This window comes from Novosphingobium sp. SG751A (assembly GCF_013149295.1).
Lineage (GTDB): Bacteria > Pseudomonadota > Alphaproteobacteria > Sphingomonadales > Sphingomonadaceae > Novosphingobium.
Map to the genome: position 1 here is coordinate 1 of NZ_JABGCB010000009.1, position 17,686 is coordinate 17,686.

General features: G+C 62.7%; 16 protein-coding genes. 10 read left to right on the forward strand and 6 right to left on the reverse strand.

Annotated features, from left to right (window positions below):
- Nucleotides 1-95 (reverse strand): hypothetical protein (locus tag FHW96_RS26495; RefSeq protein ID WP_172340799.1); only part of this gene is annotated, 95 nt, incomplete at its 3' end.
- A gap of 44 nt (nucleotides 96-139) precedes the next feature.
- Complete coding sequence (locus FHW96_RS13135) at nucleotides 140-937, reverse strand: metallophosphoesterase family protein (RefSeq protein ID WP_253950944.1); 798 nt, start codon at nucleotides 935-937, stop codon at nucleotides 140-142.
- 254 nt (nucleotides 938-1,191) lie between these two features.
- Between FHW96_RS13135 and FHW96_RS13140 the strand changes: the two genes are divergently transcribed.
- Nucleotides 1,192-1,620, forward strand: a complete 429-nt coding sequence (locus tag FHW96_RS13140) for a VOC family protein (protein ID WP_172341048.1) — start codon at nucleotides 1,192-1,194, stop codon at nucleotides 1,618-1,620.
- Nucleotides 1,621-1,639: 19 nt separating this feature from the next.
- Here FHW96_RS13140 and nhaA read toward each other — a convergent pair whose 3' ends face one another.
- Nucleotides 1,640-2,824 (reverse strand): Na+/H+ antiporter NhaA, encoded by a 1,185-nt coding sequence (gene nhaA / locus FHW96_RS13145; RefSeq protein ID WP_172341049.1) that lies wholly within the window; start codon nucleotides 2,822-2,824, stop codon nucleotides 1,640-1,642.
- Between the two features lie 88 nt (nucleotides 2,825-2,912).
- Here nhaA and FHW96_RS13150 point away from each other — a divergent pair, with 88 nt between their 5' ends.
- From FHW96_RS13150 to FHW96_RS13170, 5 genes are all read left to right on the forward strand, one after another.
- On the forward strand, nucleotides 2,913-4,361 hold the full coding sequence (locus tag FHW96_RS13150; RefSeq protein ID WP_172341050.1) for a glycosyl transferase family protein: 1,449 nt from the start codon (nucleotides 2,913-2,915) through the stop codon (nucleotides 4,359-4,361).
- Entirely contained in the window at nucleotides 4,361-5,644 is a 1,284-nt protein-coding gene (locus tag FHW96_RS13155; protein ID WP_172341051.1) for a hypothetical protein, read from the forward strand. Before FHW96_RS13150 ends, FHW96_RS13155 begins: the two co-directional genes overlap by 1 nt.
- 69 nt (nucleotides 5,645-5,713) lie before the next feature.
- Nucleotides 5,714-6,625 (forward strand): sulfite exporter TauE/SafE family protein, encoded by a 912-nt coding sequence (locus FHW96_RS13160; protein WP_172341052.1) that lies wholly within the window; start codon nucleotides 5,714-5,716, stop codon nucleotides 6,623-6,625.
- The gene (locus tag FHW96_RS13165) at nucleotides 6,622-7,374 is read left to right on the forward strand and encodes a TIGR02186 family protein (protein WP_172341053.1); all 753 of its coding nucleotides are present in this window, start codon (nucleotides 6,622-6,624) and stop codon (nucleotides 7,372-7,374) included. The genes FHW96_RS13160 and FHW96_RS13165 overlap by 4 nt, the downstream gene beginning before the upstream one ends.
- A gap of 152 nt (nucleotides 7,375-7,526) precedes the next feature.
- Complete coding sequence (locus FHW96_RS13170; RefSeq protein ID WP_172341260.1) at nucleotides 7,527-9,161, forward strand: ATP-binding protein; 1,635 nt, start codon at nucleotides 7,527-7,529, stop codon at nucleotides 9,159-9,161.
- Here the strand turns inward: FHW96_RS13170 and FHW96_RS13175 are convergent.
- Genes FHW96_RS13175 through FHW96_RS13185 form a run of 3 tightly spaced genes read right to left on the reverse strand, consistent with a single transcriptional unit; the run spans nucleotide 9,158 to nucleotide 14,033 of the window.
- Nucleotides 9,158-10,597: an MATE family efflux transporter gene (locus tag FHW96_RS13175; RefSeq protein ID WP_172341054.1), complete on the reverse strand. Its 1,440-nt coding sequence runs from the start codon at nucleotides 10,595-10,597 to the stop codon at nucleotides 9,158-9,160. The genes FHW96_RS13170 and FHW96_RS13175 overlap by 4 nt on opposite strands.
- On the reverse strand, nucleotides 10,594-11,337 hold the full coding sequence (locus FHW96_RS13180) for a radical SAM protein (protein ID WP_172341261.1): 744 nt from the start codon (nucleotides 11,335-11,337) through the stop codon (nucleotides 10,594-10,596). The genes FHW96_RS13175 and FHW96_RS13180 overlap by 4 nt, the downstream gene beginning before the upstream one ends.
- Nucleotides 11,334-14,033 (reverse strand): valine--tRNA ligase, encoded by a 2,700-nt coding sequence (locus FHW96_RS13185; protein ID WP_172341055.1) that lies wholly within the window; start codon nucleotides 14,031-14,033, stop codon nucleotides 11,334-11,336. Before FHW96_RS13185 ends, FHW96_RS13180 begins: the two co-directional genes overlap by 4 nt.
- A 108-nt stretch (nucleotides 14,034-14,141) precedes the next feature.
- Between FHW96_RS13185 and FHW96_RS13190 the strand changes: the two genes are divergently transcribed.
- The 4 genes from FHW96_RS13190 to FHW96_RS13205 are packed head-to-tail and all read left to right on the forward strand — an operon-like array spanning nucleotide 14,142 to nucleotide 17,641.
- The gene (locus FHW96_RS13190; protein WP_371815713.1) at nucleotides 14,142-15,281 is read left to right on the forward strand and encodes an MlaE family lipid ABC transporter permease subunit; all 1,140 of its coding nucleotides are present in this window, start codon (nucleotides 14,142-14,144) and stop codon (nucleotides 15,279-15,281) included.
- Complete coding sequence (locus tag FHW96_RS13195) at nucleotides 15,278-16,120, forward strand: ABC transporter ATP-binding protein (protein WP_172341056.1); 843 nt, start codon at nucleotides 15,278-15,280, stop codon at nucleotides 16,118-16,120. Before FHW96_RS13190 ends, FHW96_RS13195 begins: the two co-directional genes overlap by 4 nt.
- Before the next feature lie 7 nt (nucleotides 16,121-16,127).
- Entirely contained in the window at nucleotides 16,128-17,066 is a 939-nt protein-coding gene (locus FHW96_RS13200; protein ID WP_172341057.1) for an MlaD family protein, read from the forward strand.
- A complete protein-coding gene (locus FHW96_RS13205) occupies nucleotides 17,063-17,641 on the forward strand; it encodes an ABC-type transport auxiliary lipoprotein family protein (protein ID WP_172341058.1) in 579 nt (192 codons plus the stop codon). Before FHW96_RS13200 ends, FHW96_RS13205 begins: the two co-directional genes overlap by 4 nt.
- Nucleotides 17,642-17,686: the final 45 nt, after the last annotated feature.

Sequence of the window (17,686 nt, forward strand, 5' to 3'; positions counted from 1 at the left end):
TCCTTGTCGATGCAAACCACATCGTGACCAAAATCGGCAAAGCACGCGCCTGACACAAGACCAACATAGCCCGAGCCAACCATTGCTATCTTCATATAAATCTACTCCTTTGGCGCTTTGCAGACTCGCCGGAATTCGTTCATTTTTCGAGACAAATGCTGATTTTGTCTTCGTTAACCATGGTGGAAAGCAGCGCTTTCTCCTCGCCTTCCAACACCAGCGCCGTCAGGCGGCCCGATTGGTAGGCGCCCGTGTCGATGCCGATCCGGTTGCGGCGGATTTCAGGTGCTTCGGTGATCGTGTGGCCATGAACAATCGTGCTGCCATGGGCCTGTTCGCTCGACAGGAAGGGCTCGCGGATCCAGCGCAGATCAGCAAGAGTCTGAGCCTCCAGAGCAACCCCGGGGCGGATACCGGCATGGACAAAGGCATAATCGCCAAGACGCAGGCTGGCTTCAAAGGTGCCAATGAAATCAATCCACTCCTGCGCAATAGCCTGCTGCATCAAGACCTGCAATTCTTCCCAAGAGGCGGCGGCATAGGTCTTTTCGTCGATTCCGAAGCTCAGCAGCGTTTCGCGTCCGCCATGCTGGACGAAATGGCGCAGCACCTCGACCCGCTCGAGCGATTCGAGCAGCATTTCCTCGTGGTTGCCCATCAGGATATGCATTGCCTGCCCCGCCGCACGGCGTTCCCGTTGCCATTGCCGGGCCAGCGCCAGCACGCCCAGGCTGGCCGGGCCGCGATCGATCAGGTCGCCCAGCAGGATGACCGTGGTGCGGGCCGGGCCGCGTTTCTGGTCCTCGGCCTCGATGGCGCTCATCAGCGCCTCGAACAGATCGAGGCGTCCATGGATGTCGCCGATGGCAAAAACCCTTTCGCCATCGGGAATGCGCGGCGCGCTGGCCGAGGCGGTGCCTGCGAACAACTTGCGCAACGCTCCTAGCATAGTTTCATCTGTCCCAATTCCGTCAACCGTCTGGCCTTAAGGGGGGCACAGAATATGGTCAAGTTCAAGGGGCCACTCCAGGGAAAAGGGGCATGATCGGAATTTCCGTCTTGCTCACCGCGTCGTGTCGCGGCCATTGTAATTCGTGCCCCAATTCCCCGATGGCGGGGCGCTATGTCATGCATATCATGCGATAACGTCAATTGAGATGGCATGACCGGCGATGAGTGGAGTTTTGAGCCGTGACGAAATTTTTGCATACGATGATCCGCGTGACCGATCCGGACGCGACCATCGCCCTGTTCGGCCTGCTGGGCCTGAGCGAAACACGCCGCTTTTCCAGCGAAAAGGGCCGATTCACGCTGATCTATCTGGCCTGCCCCGGTCAGGATTACGAGGTTGAACTGACCTATAACTGGCCCGCCGACGATGGCGCCGCCGAGACCTACACCGGCGGGCGCAATTTCGGCCATCTGGCGTTTCAGGTCGAGGATATTTACGCCACCTGCCGGACGCTGGCCGATGCGGGCGTGACGATCAACCGTCCGCCGCGCGATGGCCATATGGCCTTTGTCAAAACGCCGGACGGCATCAGCATCGAATTGCTGCAAAATGGCCGTCTGGAGCCTGCCGAGCCTTGGGCGTCCATGCCTAACACCGGCAGCTGGTAAAAGCGCGGGCCGGGGCGCTTCAGCCGCTTCGGCCCAACTTGTTCCGGCCCAGCCGCAGCAGCATCGCGCCGATGGCGCCCGAGATCAGCGATCCGGCCAGAATGCCCATCCTTATGGCATTTTCCCGCGCCGGATCGGGCGCAAAGGCCAGCGTGCTGATAAACATGCTCATCGTAAAGCCGATGCCCGCCAACTGGGCCGCGCCCAGCGCTTGAAGCCAGCTCACTCCTTCGGGTCTGCGGGCAAAGCCTGAGGCCTCGGCCAGCCAGATGGCCCCCAGGATGCCAATCGGCTTGCCCACCACCAGCCCCGCCCCGATCGCCAGCGGCAGCGTCATGTCGGCCGCCCCGCCGCCCAGCCGAACCCCAGCATTGACCAGCCCGAACAGAGGCACAATGACCAATCCGCTCCATGGCGCCAGCGCATGTTCGAGGCGGAGCAGGGGGCTGTCATGGCGCTCGTCCAGCGCGATGGGCACCGTCAGCGCGGCCAGCACCCCGGCCACGGTGGCATGAACCCCTGAATGCAGAACGCACCACCACAGCGCGACCGCCATCAGGCTATAGGGCCAGACCTTGCTGAACCCCATCCGATTGAGCGCGATGCCGACGCCCAGCACGCCCACGCCCGCACCCAGCCATGCCAGATCGACATGCGCGGTATAGCCCAGCGCGATCACGATCACCGCGCCTATGTCATCCACCACCGCCACGGTCAGCAGGAACAGCCGCAGGGATCTTGGCACGCATCGGCCCAGCAGCGCGATCACCCCCATTGCAAAGGCAATGTCGGTGGCCGAGGGAATCGCCCAGCCGCGTTGCAGGTCGGGGCGATGACGCGCTACGATCAGATAGATCGCCGCAGGCACCGCCATGCCCGCCAGCGCCGCCAGCACCGGCAGTCGCCTTTGTCGCGCGTCGGCCAGATTGCCGATCAGCACCTCGCGTTTCACCTCCAGCCCCACGGTGAAGAAGAACGCGACCATTACCCCATTGCCCATCAGATCGCGCAAAGACGCGAGATGAGGCATGTCCGAGCCGAATAGCGGGCTATCAAGCATTTTTGCCCATGCCGAGGCCAGCGGCGAATTACTTATCACAATGGCGATCAAGGCCGAGAGTGCGAGTAAAAGCCCGGAGAGAACTTCCTGATTGCGCGCAAAGCTTTGGACAAAACTGCGTGTTCTAATGAAAAATGGCGTCACTTGCCCCTCGTGTCGAGAATTGGCATTGCTTCAATAAGTGATTCTTACTACTCGTATAACCGTAAGTGCCAACAGGGGGGTCTCGTTGATGTCCTTTGCCGCGTCGGGTGGCTGGACCTTAGTTGAGTGGCTGCTGTTGATCGAGCGGGAATTGCTGCTCTTTGCGCTCTTCTGGTTTGTGATCGGTATGGTCGATGAATTGGTGGTTGATGCCATCTGGTTCTGCCTGCGCCTCAGACCGGGTTTTTGTACACCACATCTCTCGCGTGAAGTATCGCAAGGCCGTCTTGGCGGGCGCATTGCCGTGTTTGTCGCCTGCTGGCGCGAGGCTGATATCATTGGTGTCACGGTTGCCAATATGCTGCGCAACTGGAAAGAAGGCGAATATATTCTTTATATTGGATGCTATTGCAATGATCCGGCGACGGTGGAGGCAATAACCGCCATCGGCGGCAGCGACCCGCGCTTGCGCATCGTCATCCATGATAAATTCGGCCCCACCACCAAGGCTGACTGCCTGAACCGCATTTACAAGGCAATGTGCGCGGATGAGCAAAGGCTGGGCCAGCGCTTCAAGGGCATCGTGCTGCATGACAGCGAGGATATGGTCCATCCGCTTGAACTGATGCTGATTGATCGGGCGCTCTCGGATGTGGAATTTGTGCAATTGCCGGTCCGCCCCGAAATTCCCGAAGGGCCCCATTGGGTGGCGGGCCATTATTGCGACGAATTTGCCGAGGCTCATGCACGTACCATGGTGGTGCGTGACGCGCTGGGCGCCGGATTGCCTGCGGCCGGGGTCAGTTGCGGCTTCTCGCGAGACATGCTCGAACTGATCGGTCAAGTGCGCATGATGGAGGCGGCCGATGGTCCCTTCGCTGCTGATTGCCTGACCGAGGATTATGAACTGGGAATGCTGATCCCGCGCCTTGGCGGGCGGGGCTGCTTTCTGCGTTGTCGCGATGCCGATGGCAATCTGATCGGCACGCGTTCCTATTTCCCCAATACGGTGCCCACTTCCGTTCGGCAAAAGACCCGTTGGATGCATGGGATCTGTCTTCAGGGCTGGGACCGTCTGGGGTGGAATGGGCGGCTGGTCGACATCTGGATGTCGATTCGCGACCGGCGGGGGCCGCTCATCGCGCTGGTGCTGTTTGCCGCCTATGCTCTGCTGGTGGTCGAAGGCCTGTTGAGTGTGGCTGGGCTGTGGCTGGGCGATGATATGCCGCAATTGGCCCAGCCGCCCGTCTATCTGCGCTATGGCGTCAATTTGTGCGTGCTGGGCCTGATCTGGCGATCCTTCATGCGCGCTTTGTTCACCGGGCGCGAATATGGCTGGCGCGAGGGGCTGCTGGCGCCGTTGCGTCTGCCGGTGGCCAATGTGGTGATGATTCTGGCGGCACGTCGGGCGCTTTGGGCCTATTGCCGTAGCCTGCGCGGCGCGCGCTTGGTCTGGGACAAAACCGAGCATGTGGTTCATCCCGCGTTGACGGCTTCGGTCGCCGCGCCGTCCGGCCCGATGGAAAATGCCGCCTGATGCTGCGGGCCGATGCCTTGCCGGACCGGTTTCGCCGGCCCAGAAAGCGCGGCGAGCCGCTGGTGATGTTCATGGTCGTGCTGATGATCTGGATGGGCGGGCGCTCGGCGATGTGGGAGGAATTGTCGATGGCGGTCCACCCGGGCGATCTAGGGAGTGAATTGTCCGTCGTGCCGCACATTATGCCGGGGAAATGGCAAAATGCCCGCCGTGCTTCCCTGATCGCGGGGGGCCGGCCTGTTCCGATCGATCTCCCTCGGCATGATGGGGCGGCCCATCATCGGGTTTTGCCATCGGCGGCGGCTTTGTCGCCGATGCCGATGGCCCCGATCCATCCTTTGCCGCTGTCTGTGGTTGATCCCCTGACCGGTTTGGGCAGGGCGGGGGTAAGAACCGCTGTGACGCAACAGGTACTCTATCTGGCGGCCATCGCAGGCCTGCCGTTGCCGGTGGGCATGGAGGCCAAGCCGCAGCGGCGGCGCAAGCCCGAGGTGGTGCGCGATGGCATGGGCAATGTGACCTCCGTGCGGGCCGCAACGCATGATGACGAGGGTGGCGCGCTGGTGGTCGCCCGCCAGAACCCGCAGTTCTCAGGAGGTCGGCAAAGCGTTGCGGAAAGTCGCTGGTCGGGCGACGGCTGGTTGCTGATGCGTCAGGGGGGCAACAATCACGAGCTTGCCGGGGGCAGCGCTCCCTATGGGCCGACCTATGGTGCAAACCAGGTCGGAGCGGTGTTGCGCTATCGCCTGCTTCCGGGCGAGGCGCATAAGCTGACCGCCTATACGCGCGGCTATGGTGCGCTCAACGGCACGGGTGAGCGCGAGGTGGCTGCGGGCCTTTCGTTGCGCCCCATTCCCGCGGTGCCTGTGATCGCCATGGCCGAAATGCGCGCCAGCCAGTTTCAGTCGGGCCGCACCCACGTCCGCCCGGCGGTCAGTCTGGTCACCGAAATTCCGCCCGTTTCACTGGGGCGACAGATCGAGGCCGAGACTTATCTTCAGGCTGGCTACGTGGGCGGTGCGGCCTCAACCCCTTTTATTGATGGTCAGATCCGGGTGGAGCAGGTGGTCGCCCATGTCGACCGGGCCGAATTGCGCGTGGGCCTTGGCGCTTGGGGCGGCGCGCAGGAAGGCGCGAACCGTCTGGATGTCGGCCCGACCCTGCGTCTCGGGATGCGTCAGGGGCGGGTGGGCGCGCGGCTTGCCATCGATTATCGCCTGCGGGTGCGGGGCAATGCCATGCCCAGTTCAGGACCGGCGCTCACGCTGTCCGCAGGTTTTTGACGCCGGAATGGGGGTATAGGTCGGGCGGGGCTTTCCCGCGCTTCGATCAGACGCTAGCGTGGCCTGGCTATGGATGTCTATCTTCCCATTGCCAATCTGTCGGTCAACGGCCTGATTATCGTCGGGCTCGGGCTGCTCACGGGCATGTTGTCGGGCATCTTTGGCGTGGGCGGCGGGTTTTTGACCACGCCGCTGCTGATCTTCTATGGCATTCCCCCAACGGTTGCGGCGGCCTCGGCAGCCAGCCAGGTGACGGGCGCCAGCGTGTCGGGCATGTTGGCCCATCATCAGCGCGGCGGGGTTGATTACCGCATGGGCGTTGTGCTGGTGCTGGGCGGCGTGCTGGGCACGGGGCTGGGTGCGCTGCTCTTCAGCCTGCTTCAGGCGCTGGGCCAGATCGATACGGTCATCAACCTGCTCTATGTCTCGATGCTGGGCGGGATCGGCGCGATGATGGCGCGCGAGAGCATTCAGACCCTGCGCGCGGGCGGCAGCGGCGCGCGCCCGGCGCGCAAACGCCGCCATCATCCGCTGGTGGCGCGTTTGCCGGGGCGGTGGCGGTTCTATCGCTCGGGGCTTTATATCTCGCCGCTGGCGCCTTTGCTGCTGGGCATGTTTACCGGTATTCTGACCATGCTGATGGGGATCGGCGGCGGCTTCGTGCTGGTCCCGGCCATGCTGTATATTCTGGGCATGAGCGCCCAGGTGGTGGTGGGCACCAGCCTGTTTCAGATCCTGTTCGTGACCATGGCCACCACGATGATGCATGCCCTGACCACGCGTGCGGTGGATATTGTGCTGGCGGGCCTGCTGCTGATCGGGTCGGTGTCGGGGGCGCAACTGGGCGCGCGCTTTGCCACCACGGCCAGCCCGGTGAAGCTGCGCCTTGCGCTGGCGGCCATCGTGCTGGCGGTGGCGGCGCGCATGGCGCTGGGGCTGACATGGCGGCCTGATGAGATCTTTACGGTGAGCCTGCTGTGAAGCGCCTGCTGGCCCTGCTCGCCTTCTTCCTGCTGACCGGAGCAAGCGAACCGGTGCTGGTCACCGATATTTCGCAGCATCGTATCGAATTGCGTCAGGGCTTTACCGGGGCGCAATTGCTGTTGTTCGGCGCGATCACCTCGCCCGAGGGCGCCAATGCGGTGCGCGATTACGATGTGGTGGTGGTGCTGGAAGGGCCTGCGCGCCAGATGGTCCTGCGCGAAAAGCGCAAGGTGGCGGGCATGTGGGTCAATGCTGAATATACCACACTGCGTTCGGTGCCCAGTTTCTATGCCGTGGTGGCCAATCGACCGATCCGGCAGATTACTGACCCGCGCACGGCGGCCATTTACCAGTTGGGTCTCGATTCGCTGCAACTTTCGCCCAGCGACAGCATCGACCCCGCACGCGAAACCCATTTCGCCAAGGGTCTTGTCGATCTGATGCAGCGGCAGGGCTTGTTTCATCAGGACGATTCGGGCGTAACCATCAATGGCGGGGTGCTTTATTCGGCCCGCATCGACCTGCCCTCCAGCGTGCAGCCCGGCGTCTACACCGCCGAAACCTTTGCCGTGCGCAAGGGGCGGGTGGTGGCATCGGCCACTGCGCGGGTGGAGGTGGGCAAGCAGGGTTTTGAAAAAGCCGTCGCCGATTTTTCGCAAAGGGCCGCGCTCGCCTATGGCTTGATGGCGGTGGCGGTTTCGGTGGTGATGGGCTGGATCGCGGGGCGGCTGTTTGCGCTGTTCTGAGCTGGGTAAAAATTAAGCCTAATATTAACCTTTTCGGTCCTATCTCCTGATGTAATGACAGGGGTTCGCATCTCGACAAAGGTCGGATTGGCATGAATGACATGACCAATCCGGGCTACGGCGCCGTCTATGAAGCGCAGGGCACAGACCGGATGGGGCTGGGCGGGCATGAGGGCGCGTCCAATGCATCCCAGCCGATGGGCGTGGTTCTGGAAATTTCCGGCGCGGGCGGGCTGATCGCACTCGATCTGCAACGTCTGGCCGAATGCGGCGCGGATGCTGATCCTTCCATCGCGCAATCGGGCCTCGTGGGCAGCCAGATCCGTATCTTGGCCGGTTCGAACTGCCTGCTGGCCAGTATCCGCGATCAGAAGCAGGGGCGGCGGGCCGATGAAGGCATCATCGCCAGGGTCGACTTTCTGGGCGAGGGGGCGGTCGATCCGCAAACCGGTGCGCTGACCAGCTTTCGCCGCGGGGTGACCCAATATCCGCTGCCCGGCGCGCTGGCCTATCCGGCAGGCACCAGCGATCTGCGCCGGATCTATTCTGGCGATGGGCGCGCGGTGGTGAACATTGGCAAGGTTCATCCCACCACGACGATCCGCGCCAGCCTCTATATCGATTCGCTGCTGGGCAAGCATTTCGCGCTGCTGGGCTCGACCGGCACCGGCAAGTCGACCGCGCTGGCCCTGATCCTGCACCGGATCTGCGAACTGGCGCCTCAGGGCCATATTCTGATGATCGACCCGCATGGTGAATATGCCAGCGCCTTTCGGCATACGGGGCTGATCCTAGACGTGTCGAACCTGCAATTGCCCTATTGGCTGATGAATTTCGAGGAGCATTGCGAGATCCTCCTTTCCAGTCAGGGCGATAACCGGCAGGTCGATGCCGAGATCCTTGGCAAATGCCTGCTGGCCGCGCGGCAGAAGAACCGTCTGGCCGAAGCGCTGGGCGGGCGGATCACGGTGGATTCGCCGGTGCCCTATCTGATCAGCGATCTTCAGGCGATCCTGCACAATGAGATGGGCAAGCTGGAAAAGGCGACGACCACTGCGCCCTATGTCCGGCTGAAAAGCCGTATCGATGAATTGCGGGGCGATCCGCGCTTCAACTTCCTGTTTTCGGGGATGCTGGTGGGCGATACGATGGTGGATGTGCTTTCGCGCATGTTCCGCCTGCCATCGGCGGGACAGCCGATTGCGATCATCGACGTGTCGGGCGTACCCTCGGAGGTGACCTCGACGGTGGTGGCGCTGCTCTCGCGGCTGGTGTTCGATTTCTCGATCTGGGCGCGCGAGGAGGATACCCGCCCCATCCTGCTGGTGTGCGAGGAAGCGCATCGCTATGTGCCCAATGAGAAGAATGCCGATGGCTCCTCGGTGGGCCGCATCCTCTCGCGCATCGCCAAGGAGGGGCGCAAATATGGCGTCTCGCTGGGCCTTGTGACCCAGCGGCCCTCCGACCTTGCCGAGGGCGTGCTGAGCCAGTGCGGCACGATCCTGTCGATGCGGTTGAACAACGAGCGCGATCAGGCCTTTGTGCGCGCGGCCATGCCTGAGGGCGCGCGCGGCTTTCTCGATTCGATCCCCGCCCTGCGCAACCGCGAATGCATCATCTGCGGTGAGGGCGTGGCGATCCCGATGCGCGTATCCTTCGACGATCTGGAGGAAGCTAAGCGGCCCGCCTCCTCCGATCCGTCTTTCAGCCAGCTATGGCGCCAGAGCGGCGACGATCACCAGATGGTGATGCGCACCGTCCAGCGTTGGCGCACGCAGGGGCGTTAAGCGGGACGGCCACCCGCCTTGGGCGTCACCTTGCGCCAGTTTCCGCGCAAATAGATCGCGCTGGTCATCGCCACGGCCACCACCGCGCTGAACGGATAGGCATACCACAGCGCCTCGGCCCCAAGGTAGGGGAAGGCCGCGAAGTAAAAGCCGACACGCGCCGGATACATCGCCACAAACATGATGACGAGCGGGATGATCACCGCGCCATAGGCCCGCATCGTGCCGGTCAGGATCATCATGATGCCGAACAGCACGAAGGAGACGCTCACGATCGGCTGCATATGCTGGGCAATGGGGATCGAGGGGCTGCCGGGAACGAGGAACATCCGCAGGAGCGGTGCATCGAAGATCACGATCAGCACCGCCAGCGTCACCGTCACGCTTTCATTCACGATCAGCCCGCGCATGGTGATCTTGCTGACCCGCTTGTGCAGGCCCGCGCCGACATTCTGCGCCACCATGGCCGAAACCGCGCTGGCAATGGCAAAGGCGGGCATTTGCAGATAGTTCCACAATTGCATCGATGCGCCATAGGCCGCAGCGGTCGCCACGCCTTCGCGGTTGACCAGGCCGACCATCACCAGACCGGCCGATGACACCAGAAGCATCTGCGCGCCCATCGGCAATCCCTTGGCGATGATGAAGCGCAGTTCATCCCCGCGCGGGCGCAGATAGGCCCATTCGCCTCCGCGCAGCCGCAAGGGCAGGTCGCGCGCATAGATCCAGCCCAGCATCAGCGCCGCCCCTGCGAAATTGGCTGCCGCCGTGGACCATGCCGAACCCGAAATCCCCATCGCCGGGATCGGGCCGAAGCCCCGGATCAGCAGCGGGTTCATCGTGATGTCGATCAGCACGGTCAGGATCATCGCGAAAAGCGGCACCTTGGCATCGCCCACGCCCCGCATCCCCATCGAGAGCATGATCGAGACCGACCCAAACGGCATGGTGATGAACACCACGCGCAGATAGTCGAGCGCCTCGATCCGGCTTGCCTCAGGTGTTGCCATCAGGTGGAGCAATTTGGGCGCCAGCACCGATCCGATGATGCCGATCAGCACCGATAGCGCGACGCAAAAGCCCATGCCCGAGCCGAAAGTCACCCGCGCGCTGTCCATATCGCGCGCGCCGAAAGATTGCCCCACGCGCACGGTCGTGGCCATGCCAAATCCGAATACCGTGGCCATCATCAGGAACATGATGATGTTGACATTGGCCGTGGCCGCCAGCGCGCTTTCCCCGATCAGCTTGCCTACCCAGATCGAATTGACCGTGCCGTTGAGCGTTTGCAGCAGGTTGGAGAGCAGGGTGGGAATCGAAAACATCAACAATGTTTTCAGGATCGGCCCCTGCGTCAGATCGCCCCGCATCGGGGTGGCGTGGCCATGGGGGCGCGCATTGGAAGGCGGCGCTTCTTCGGTGACAAATTCGCTCATGTGCCTCTGGTGTCGCCGGAAAGATGAATATGCAAGCGGTCTGTCATCGCATAGCCGCGCTGCAGACAAAGATCAGCAATCCATACCATCCGCGCGCGCAGAGTTGCCGGGGCGCGGCCCTCGGGCATCAGAAAGATGCGCTCGGCAGGCAGGCCATGCTCGGCCGCCAGCGCGGCGACCTCTTCGACATCATCCGGGGCAGCGACGACGAATTTGAAGAACGCTTTGGGATATTGGGCAAAAAAGCGCAAAGCTTCGGGCCGTATGGCCAGATCGCGCGGGTTGCCCGAATGGCTCAGCTTGGGGCTGACATTATATTGCCCCACCCGCGCGGCCAGCGCTTGGGAAGGGACGACCGAACCATTCGTCTCGATCTCGACCTGATAATTGCCCAGCACAAAAAGATAGTCGAGCATCCGCACAAGGGCGGGGGCTTGAAGCAAAGGTTCGCCCCCGGTGATGACGAGTCGGCTTTGGCCAAAGGCGTGAATCGCCTCGGCAACCGCCGCTTCTTCCCAGACCAACTGATTGTCGGCCCGGTCAAAGGCGATCCCGTCCTTGTGCGGCCGGTTGTCGCCCTCAAAGCGCCACGTGTAGGCTGTATCGCACCATTGGCACGCCAGATTGCAGCGCGACAGGCGCAGGAAGACGCAGGGGCGCCCGATGGACGCCCCTTCACCCTGCAACGCGGCAAAGATTTCCGGTTTTCCCGGTGTGATCGTTGCCAGCGCGAGCATTATCCCAAACGCGCCAGTGCGGCGGCAAGGCGCGTGGCCTCGCTCTCGTGATGGGCATGGTCTGCGCGGGCCTTGTCGATGGCCTCGGGCTTGGCCTTTTCAACAAAGGCCGGGTTCGACAGGCGCTTGGAGAGCGAATCGCGCTCCTTCTCGCTGGCGGCCAAGGCTTTGGCCAGACGCGCCTTTTCCGCCGCCACGTCGATCAGCCCTTCGAGCGGAACGATGATATTGGCGTCGCCCGCGCCAACCTGCATCGCCGCGCCGGCAGGGGCCGGGGCAAAGTGGATTGCATCCAGACGCGCCAGACGGTCAATCGCCACCGGGTTGCGGGTGATGATACCGCGCGTGGCCTCGCTTGGATCGGGCAGATAGGCGGTGAGGCGCGAGCCGGGCGCAAGGCCCAGTTCGACCTTGGCCCCGCGCAGATTGCCGATCAGCGCGATCAGCCATTCGACCTCGCGCTTGGCTTCGGCGTCCACCTGCGCGGCCGGGGCAGGCCATGCCGCCACGATCAGCTCGCCATCGCGCGCACCCAGCTTGCTCCACAGTTCTTCGGTGACGAAGGGCATGAAGGGGTGGAGCATGACCAGAATCTGATCCAGCACCCAACCGGCCACCGCCTTGGTTTCTTCATCGAACGAACCCTTGATCAGTTCGATGTACCAGTCGCAGAAGCTGTTCCACACGAACTGATAGATCGCGCTGGCCGCCGCATCAAAGCGCAGATCTTCCATCGCCTTGTCGAGCGCGGCAACGGTTTCGACTACCTCGCCGATGATCCACTTGTTGACCGCGCTGGTGGCTTGTGGAGCGGCAACCGAGGTAGACGCCGTGATGCCGTTCGATTGACAGAAACGCGCGGCATTCCAGAGCTTTGTCGCAAAGTTGCGATAACCCTCCACGCGCTTTTCATCCATCTTCACATCGCGGCCCTGCGATTCCATAGCCGCCATGAAGAAGCGCAGAGCATCCGCGCCATACTGGTCGATCAGGCCCAGCGGGTCGACCACATTGCCCTTGGACTTGGACATTTTCGCGCCATCGGCGGCGCGCACCAACCCGTGCAGATAGAGCTTCTTCCACGGCACTTCCTTCATGAAGTGCATGCCCTGCATCGCCATGCGCGCATCCCAGAAGAACAGGATGTCAAAGCCCGACACCAGCAGATCGTTGGGATAGTGCTTCTTCAGCAGCGGCGCGTCCTCATCCGGCCAGCCCAGCGTGGCAAAGGGCCACAGCGCCGAGGAGAACCACGTGTCGAGCACGTCGGAATCGCGGGTCAGCGCCTTGTTGCCCGCCAGAGCCTGCGCTTCTTCCTCGGTTTCGGCCACGAAGATTTCGCCATCTTCGGCATACCACGCCGGAATGCGATGGCCCCACCAAAGCTGACGCGACACGCACCAGGGCTGGATGTTTTCCATCCAGTTGAAGAAGGTCTTTTCCCAGCTCTTGGGCACGATTTCGATAGCGCCGCTGCGCACTGCCTCAATCGGCTTTTGCGCCAGAACACCGGCATTCACATACCACTGATCGGTCAGCCAAGGCTCGATCACCACACCGCCACGGTCGCCATAGGGCGTCTGGATCACGCGAGGTTCAGCGTCATGCTCGACTTCTTCGCCTTCCTTGTTCTTGGTGATGTGAGGCACAAGGCTGCCATCAGCCTTCAATCGTGCCACCACCGCCTTGCGCGCGTCAAAGCGCTCCAGCCCGACAAATTCCGCCGGGATCAGCCCATCGGCCACCTGCACCACATTGGCATCGGCATCGAGCATGTTGAGCATCTGGTTCGCTGCGATCCCCGCGCGCTTGCCCACTTCAAAGTCGTTGAAGTCATGGCCCGGCGTGATCTTGACCGCGCCCGTGCCCAACGCCGGATCAGCATGTTCATCGGCCACGATCGGGATCAGACGCCCGGTGATCGGCAGCTTAACAAACTTGCCGATCACGGAACTGTAGCGCTCGTCGTCGGGATGCACCGCCACGGCCATATCGGCCAGCATGGTTTCCGGGCGCGTGGTGGCCACCACGATATGATCGCGCCCATCGGCAAGGCGAACGCCGTCTGCCAGCGGATAGCGGAACTTCCAGAAATTGCCCTGAACCTCGCGGGTTTCCACCTCAAGATCGGAAATCGCGGTTTTCAGCTTGGGGTCCCAATTGACCAGACGCTTGTCGCGATAGATCAGCCCCTGATTGTACAGGTCTACAAACACCTTCACCACCGCGCGGGTGAAATGCGGGTCCATCGTGAACTGCTCGCGGCTCCAGTCCATCGAACAGCCCAGACGGCGCAGCTGGCCGGTGATGGTGCCGCCGCTCTCGGCTTTCCATTCCCAGACCTTTTCGACGAAACCTTCGCGCGTGTAATTGGTGCGCTTGTCCTGACGCGCCTCCATCTGGCGCTCGACCACCATCTGGGTTGCGATGCCGGCATGGTCCGTACCCACCACCCAGAGCGCATCCTTGCCGCGCAGGCGCTCGTAACGGATCACGATGTCCTGAAGCGTATTGTCCAGCGCATGGCCGATATGCAGCGAGCCCGTCACGTTGGGCGGCGGGTTGACGATGGTAAAGGGCGCCGCATCGGGGCGCTCGGGGCGAAACAGATTGTTCGCCTCCCAATGGCCATACCACTTGGCTTCGATCCCGGCTGGATCAAAGGTCTTGTCGAGCATATTGGCGGTTTCTTGCGTCATGTCATTTCCAGCTATTTGGCAGCGGCCTTTGCCAGCATGGCCCCCCTTTCGCAAGGGCGCACCGGGTAAACCCGCATCAAGGGGGCGAAACCACCTCTTGCGAGGGGCATGATTTTCGCCCACAAGGTTGATTACATGGCGCCCGATTGCGAATTCTTGTTGGCCACGGATGCCGATGGCAAGTCCACACTGACCCTGTCAGGCGTGCTGACGATTGCCAGTGTCGGCATGCTCGATCATGCGATGCGCCGCGAAAACCCGCAATTCAGCGATCTCGACATTGCCGGGCTCGAAGAACTCGATACCGCCGGAGCATGGCTGGTGTGGCGCCTTGCGCGCGATGCCGGGGCGCAGGTGGTGGGGGCCAGCGAGAAGGCCGAGCGGCTGATGTCGGCGGTCAAATGTTGCAGCGGCGATGCGCCGATTGCGCCGCCGCGGGCGCCGCCCATGATCCGAATCGTGGAGACGGTCGGGCTGGTGATGATCGGCCTGTGGCGGGGTTCGGGCGCGATCTTGAGCTTTCTTGGCGCGCTGATTTCCGCGCTGGGCAATGTGATCCGCCATCCTTCGCGCATCCGCTGGACCGCCTTGGTGCGCCAGACCGAGCTGGTGGGCGTTGATGCGCTGGCGATTGTCGGGCTGATGAGCTTCCTTGTCGGCGTGGTGATTGCCCAGCAGGGGGCGGTCCAGCTTCAGCAATTCGGCGCCGAGATTTACACGGTCAACCTAACGGGGCGCATTTCGCTGCGCGAACTGGGCGTGCTGATGACTGCGATCATGGTGGCGGGCCGTTCGGGCAGTGCCTTTGCCGCGCAGATCGGCACGATGAAGCTGACCGAGGAAATTGACGCGATGCGTACCATCGGGGTCTCTCCGATGGAGGCGCTGGTGCTGCCGCGCGTGATGGCGGCGGTGGTGATGATGCCTTTGCTGGGGCTTTATTCGGCGCTGATCGCCATTGTCGGGGGCGCCACGATCAGCGCCTTCACGCTCGACATTCCCTTCTTCAACTTTCTTGCGCGGGTGCAGGAGGTGGTGCCGCTGATCGACCTGTGGGTGGGCCTGATCAAGGGGCCGGTGTTTGGCCTGATCGTGGCCATGACGGGCTGCTATCAGGGCATGCAGGTCAAGGGCAGCAGCGAGGAAGTGGGCCTGCACACGACCCAGGCGGTGGTGCAGGCGATCTTTGCCGTGATCGTGATCGACGCCTTCTTTGCCGTGTTCTTTTCCGAGGTGGGCTGGATATGAGCGAGGCATCCTCCGATCTGGCGATCCGCGTCGAGGATCTGGAAAACCGCTTTGGCGATCATGCCGTGCATGAAGGGCTCAACCTTGACGTGCGCCGGGGCGAGATCATCGGCGTGGTGGGCGGATCGGGCACGGGAAAATCGGTCCTGATGCGCTCTGTCATCGGACTTCAGACGCCCAGCCATGGGCGTATTGAGGTGCTGGGCCGTGAAATGGGCGCCCCGCGCGCGCCGGGCGAGGCCGACATCCGCAGCCGCTGGGGCGTGCTGTTTCAGGGCGGGGCGCTGTTCTCCACACTGACCGTTGCGGAAAATGTCGAGGTGCCGCTGAAAGAATTCTACCCCGACATGGACCCCGAACTGCGCCACGAAATCGCGCGCTATAAGGTCAGTCTGACAGGATTGCCTGATAATGCGGCGGCGAAATATCCTTCCGAACTGTCGGGCGGTATGAAGAAGCGCGCAGGTCTGGCCCGCGCGCTGGCGCTTGACCCCGAACTGCTGTTTCTGGACGAGCCGACGGCGGGCCTTGACCCCATTGGCGCTGCGGCCTTTGACAGCCTGACGCGCGAATTGCATGAGACGCTGGGGCTGACGGTGTTCCTCATCACCCATGACCTCGACACGCTGCACGAGATTTGCGACCGCGTGGCGGTGCTTGCCGACAAGAAGGTTATTGCGGTGGGCACAATCCCCGAGCTGATGGCCAGCGACCATCCGTGGATTCATGAATATTTCGGCGGGCCGCGCGGCCGTTCAGCGCTCATGTCGCGCGGAGGCGAGCAAACCCATGGGGCCAAAGACGATGGGCTGGACAGCCCCAATCCGGCAAAGGCATAGTAGAGCGATGGAAACACGCGCCAATCATATCTGGGTAGGGGCGGTAACGCTGATCCTGCTGGCCATGGCGGCGGGCTTTGCGCTGTGGCTGGCGCATCTCTCGCGCCATGAACGCAAGCCCTATGATATCTATTTCCGCCAGTCGGTCGATGGTTTGGCCAAAGGAACTCAGGTCAATTACAAGGGCGTGCCCGCAGGCCAGATTACCGAGATCGAACTGTCACCCGAGGACCCCAGCGTGGTGCGCGTGCGCATCGCCATCAGCCGCGAAATCCCCGTCCTGCAAGGCACGACGGCCACCATTCAGGGCAGCTTTACCGGCGTTTCCAATGTGCAGTTGGCAGGCGGCAAGCCCGGGCAGCCGCCGATCACCGCCATTGGCCCCGATGGCGCGCCGGTGATCCCGACCAAATTGTCGGGCCTTGGCGATCTGCTCTCCAGCGCGCCGCAATTGCTCGAACGCATCGGCACGCTGACCGACAAGCTGTCCAATCTGCTGTCGGACAAGAACCAGAAGAATATCGAGGGCATTCTGGCCAACACCAACCGGATGACCGCCAATCTGGCCGATGCTTCGCCCCAGTTGAAGCAGGTGGTGAGCGATCTCGACGCCGCGCTGGTGCAGGCCAAGGATTCGATGGCCGAGTTTCAAAAGCTGACCGCCACTTTCAATGGTCAGCTTGACGGCAATGGTAATACGGTGGTGGCCCAGTTGAACCAGACGCTGCGTTCGGCGCAGGGGGCGGCCGATGCGCTCAAATCCACGCTGGGCCAGACCGACCCGGCCATCCGCCGCGTGCGTGAGGAAACGCTGCCGCAGGCCGAGAGCGCGGTGCGCGAATTGCGTGCGGCAAGCCGGGCGCTGCGTGAACTGACCGAAAAGATCGACAATCAGGGTGCTGCCGCCGCGCTCTCGCCACCCAAGCTGCCGGAGTATCATCCATGAAGAAGCGCGCTGTTTTGATCGCGGTGTTGCTGCTGGGCGGCTGCGTCAAGGTGGGCGAGGGGGGCAAGCCGCCGCGCCAGCTGTTTACCCTGCCGCCGGTTGCCGCTCCCGCCGGAGCGCTGGTTACGGCCACGCCCATCACCACTCTGGCCGTGTCCGAGCCGGACACCGAGCGCGCGCTTGGCCTGACCCGGATCGCGGTGCGGGTCAATGACAGCTCGATCGCCTATATGAAGGAAGGCCTGTGGAGCGAACGCCCCGCGCGCCTGCTGCGCAACCATATCGCCGAGGTGATCCGCGCGCGCGGCATACGCCTCGTGCTGATCGATAGCGAAGATGGCGCGCAGGCCGGGCAGCACCTTGGCGGGCGTCTGATCTTCATGGGCTATGACGACCGCACCCGCTCGGCCGTGATCCGCTATGACGCGCTGCTGACCAAGCTGGACGGCACGCTGGCCCAGCGCCGGTTCGAGGCGGTGGAAAAGGGCGTCGCGCCCAAGCCGGAAGCTGTGGCCGAGGCTTTGGGGCGGATGTCGGATAAATTGGCGGCGGAGGTTGCCGATTGGGTTGGGTGAGGGGGTAATATGCCTCCGGCGCCAGGCAGCACTATTTCGCCGCGT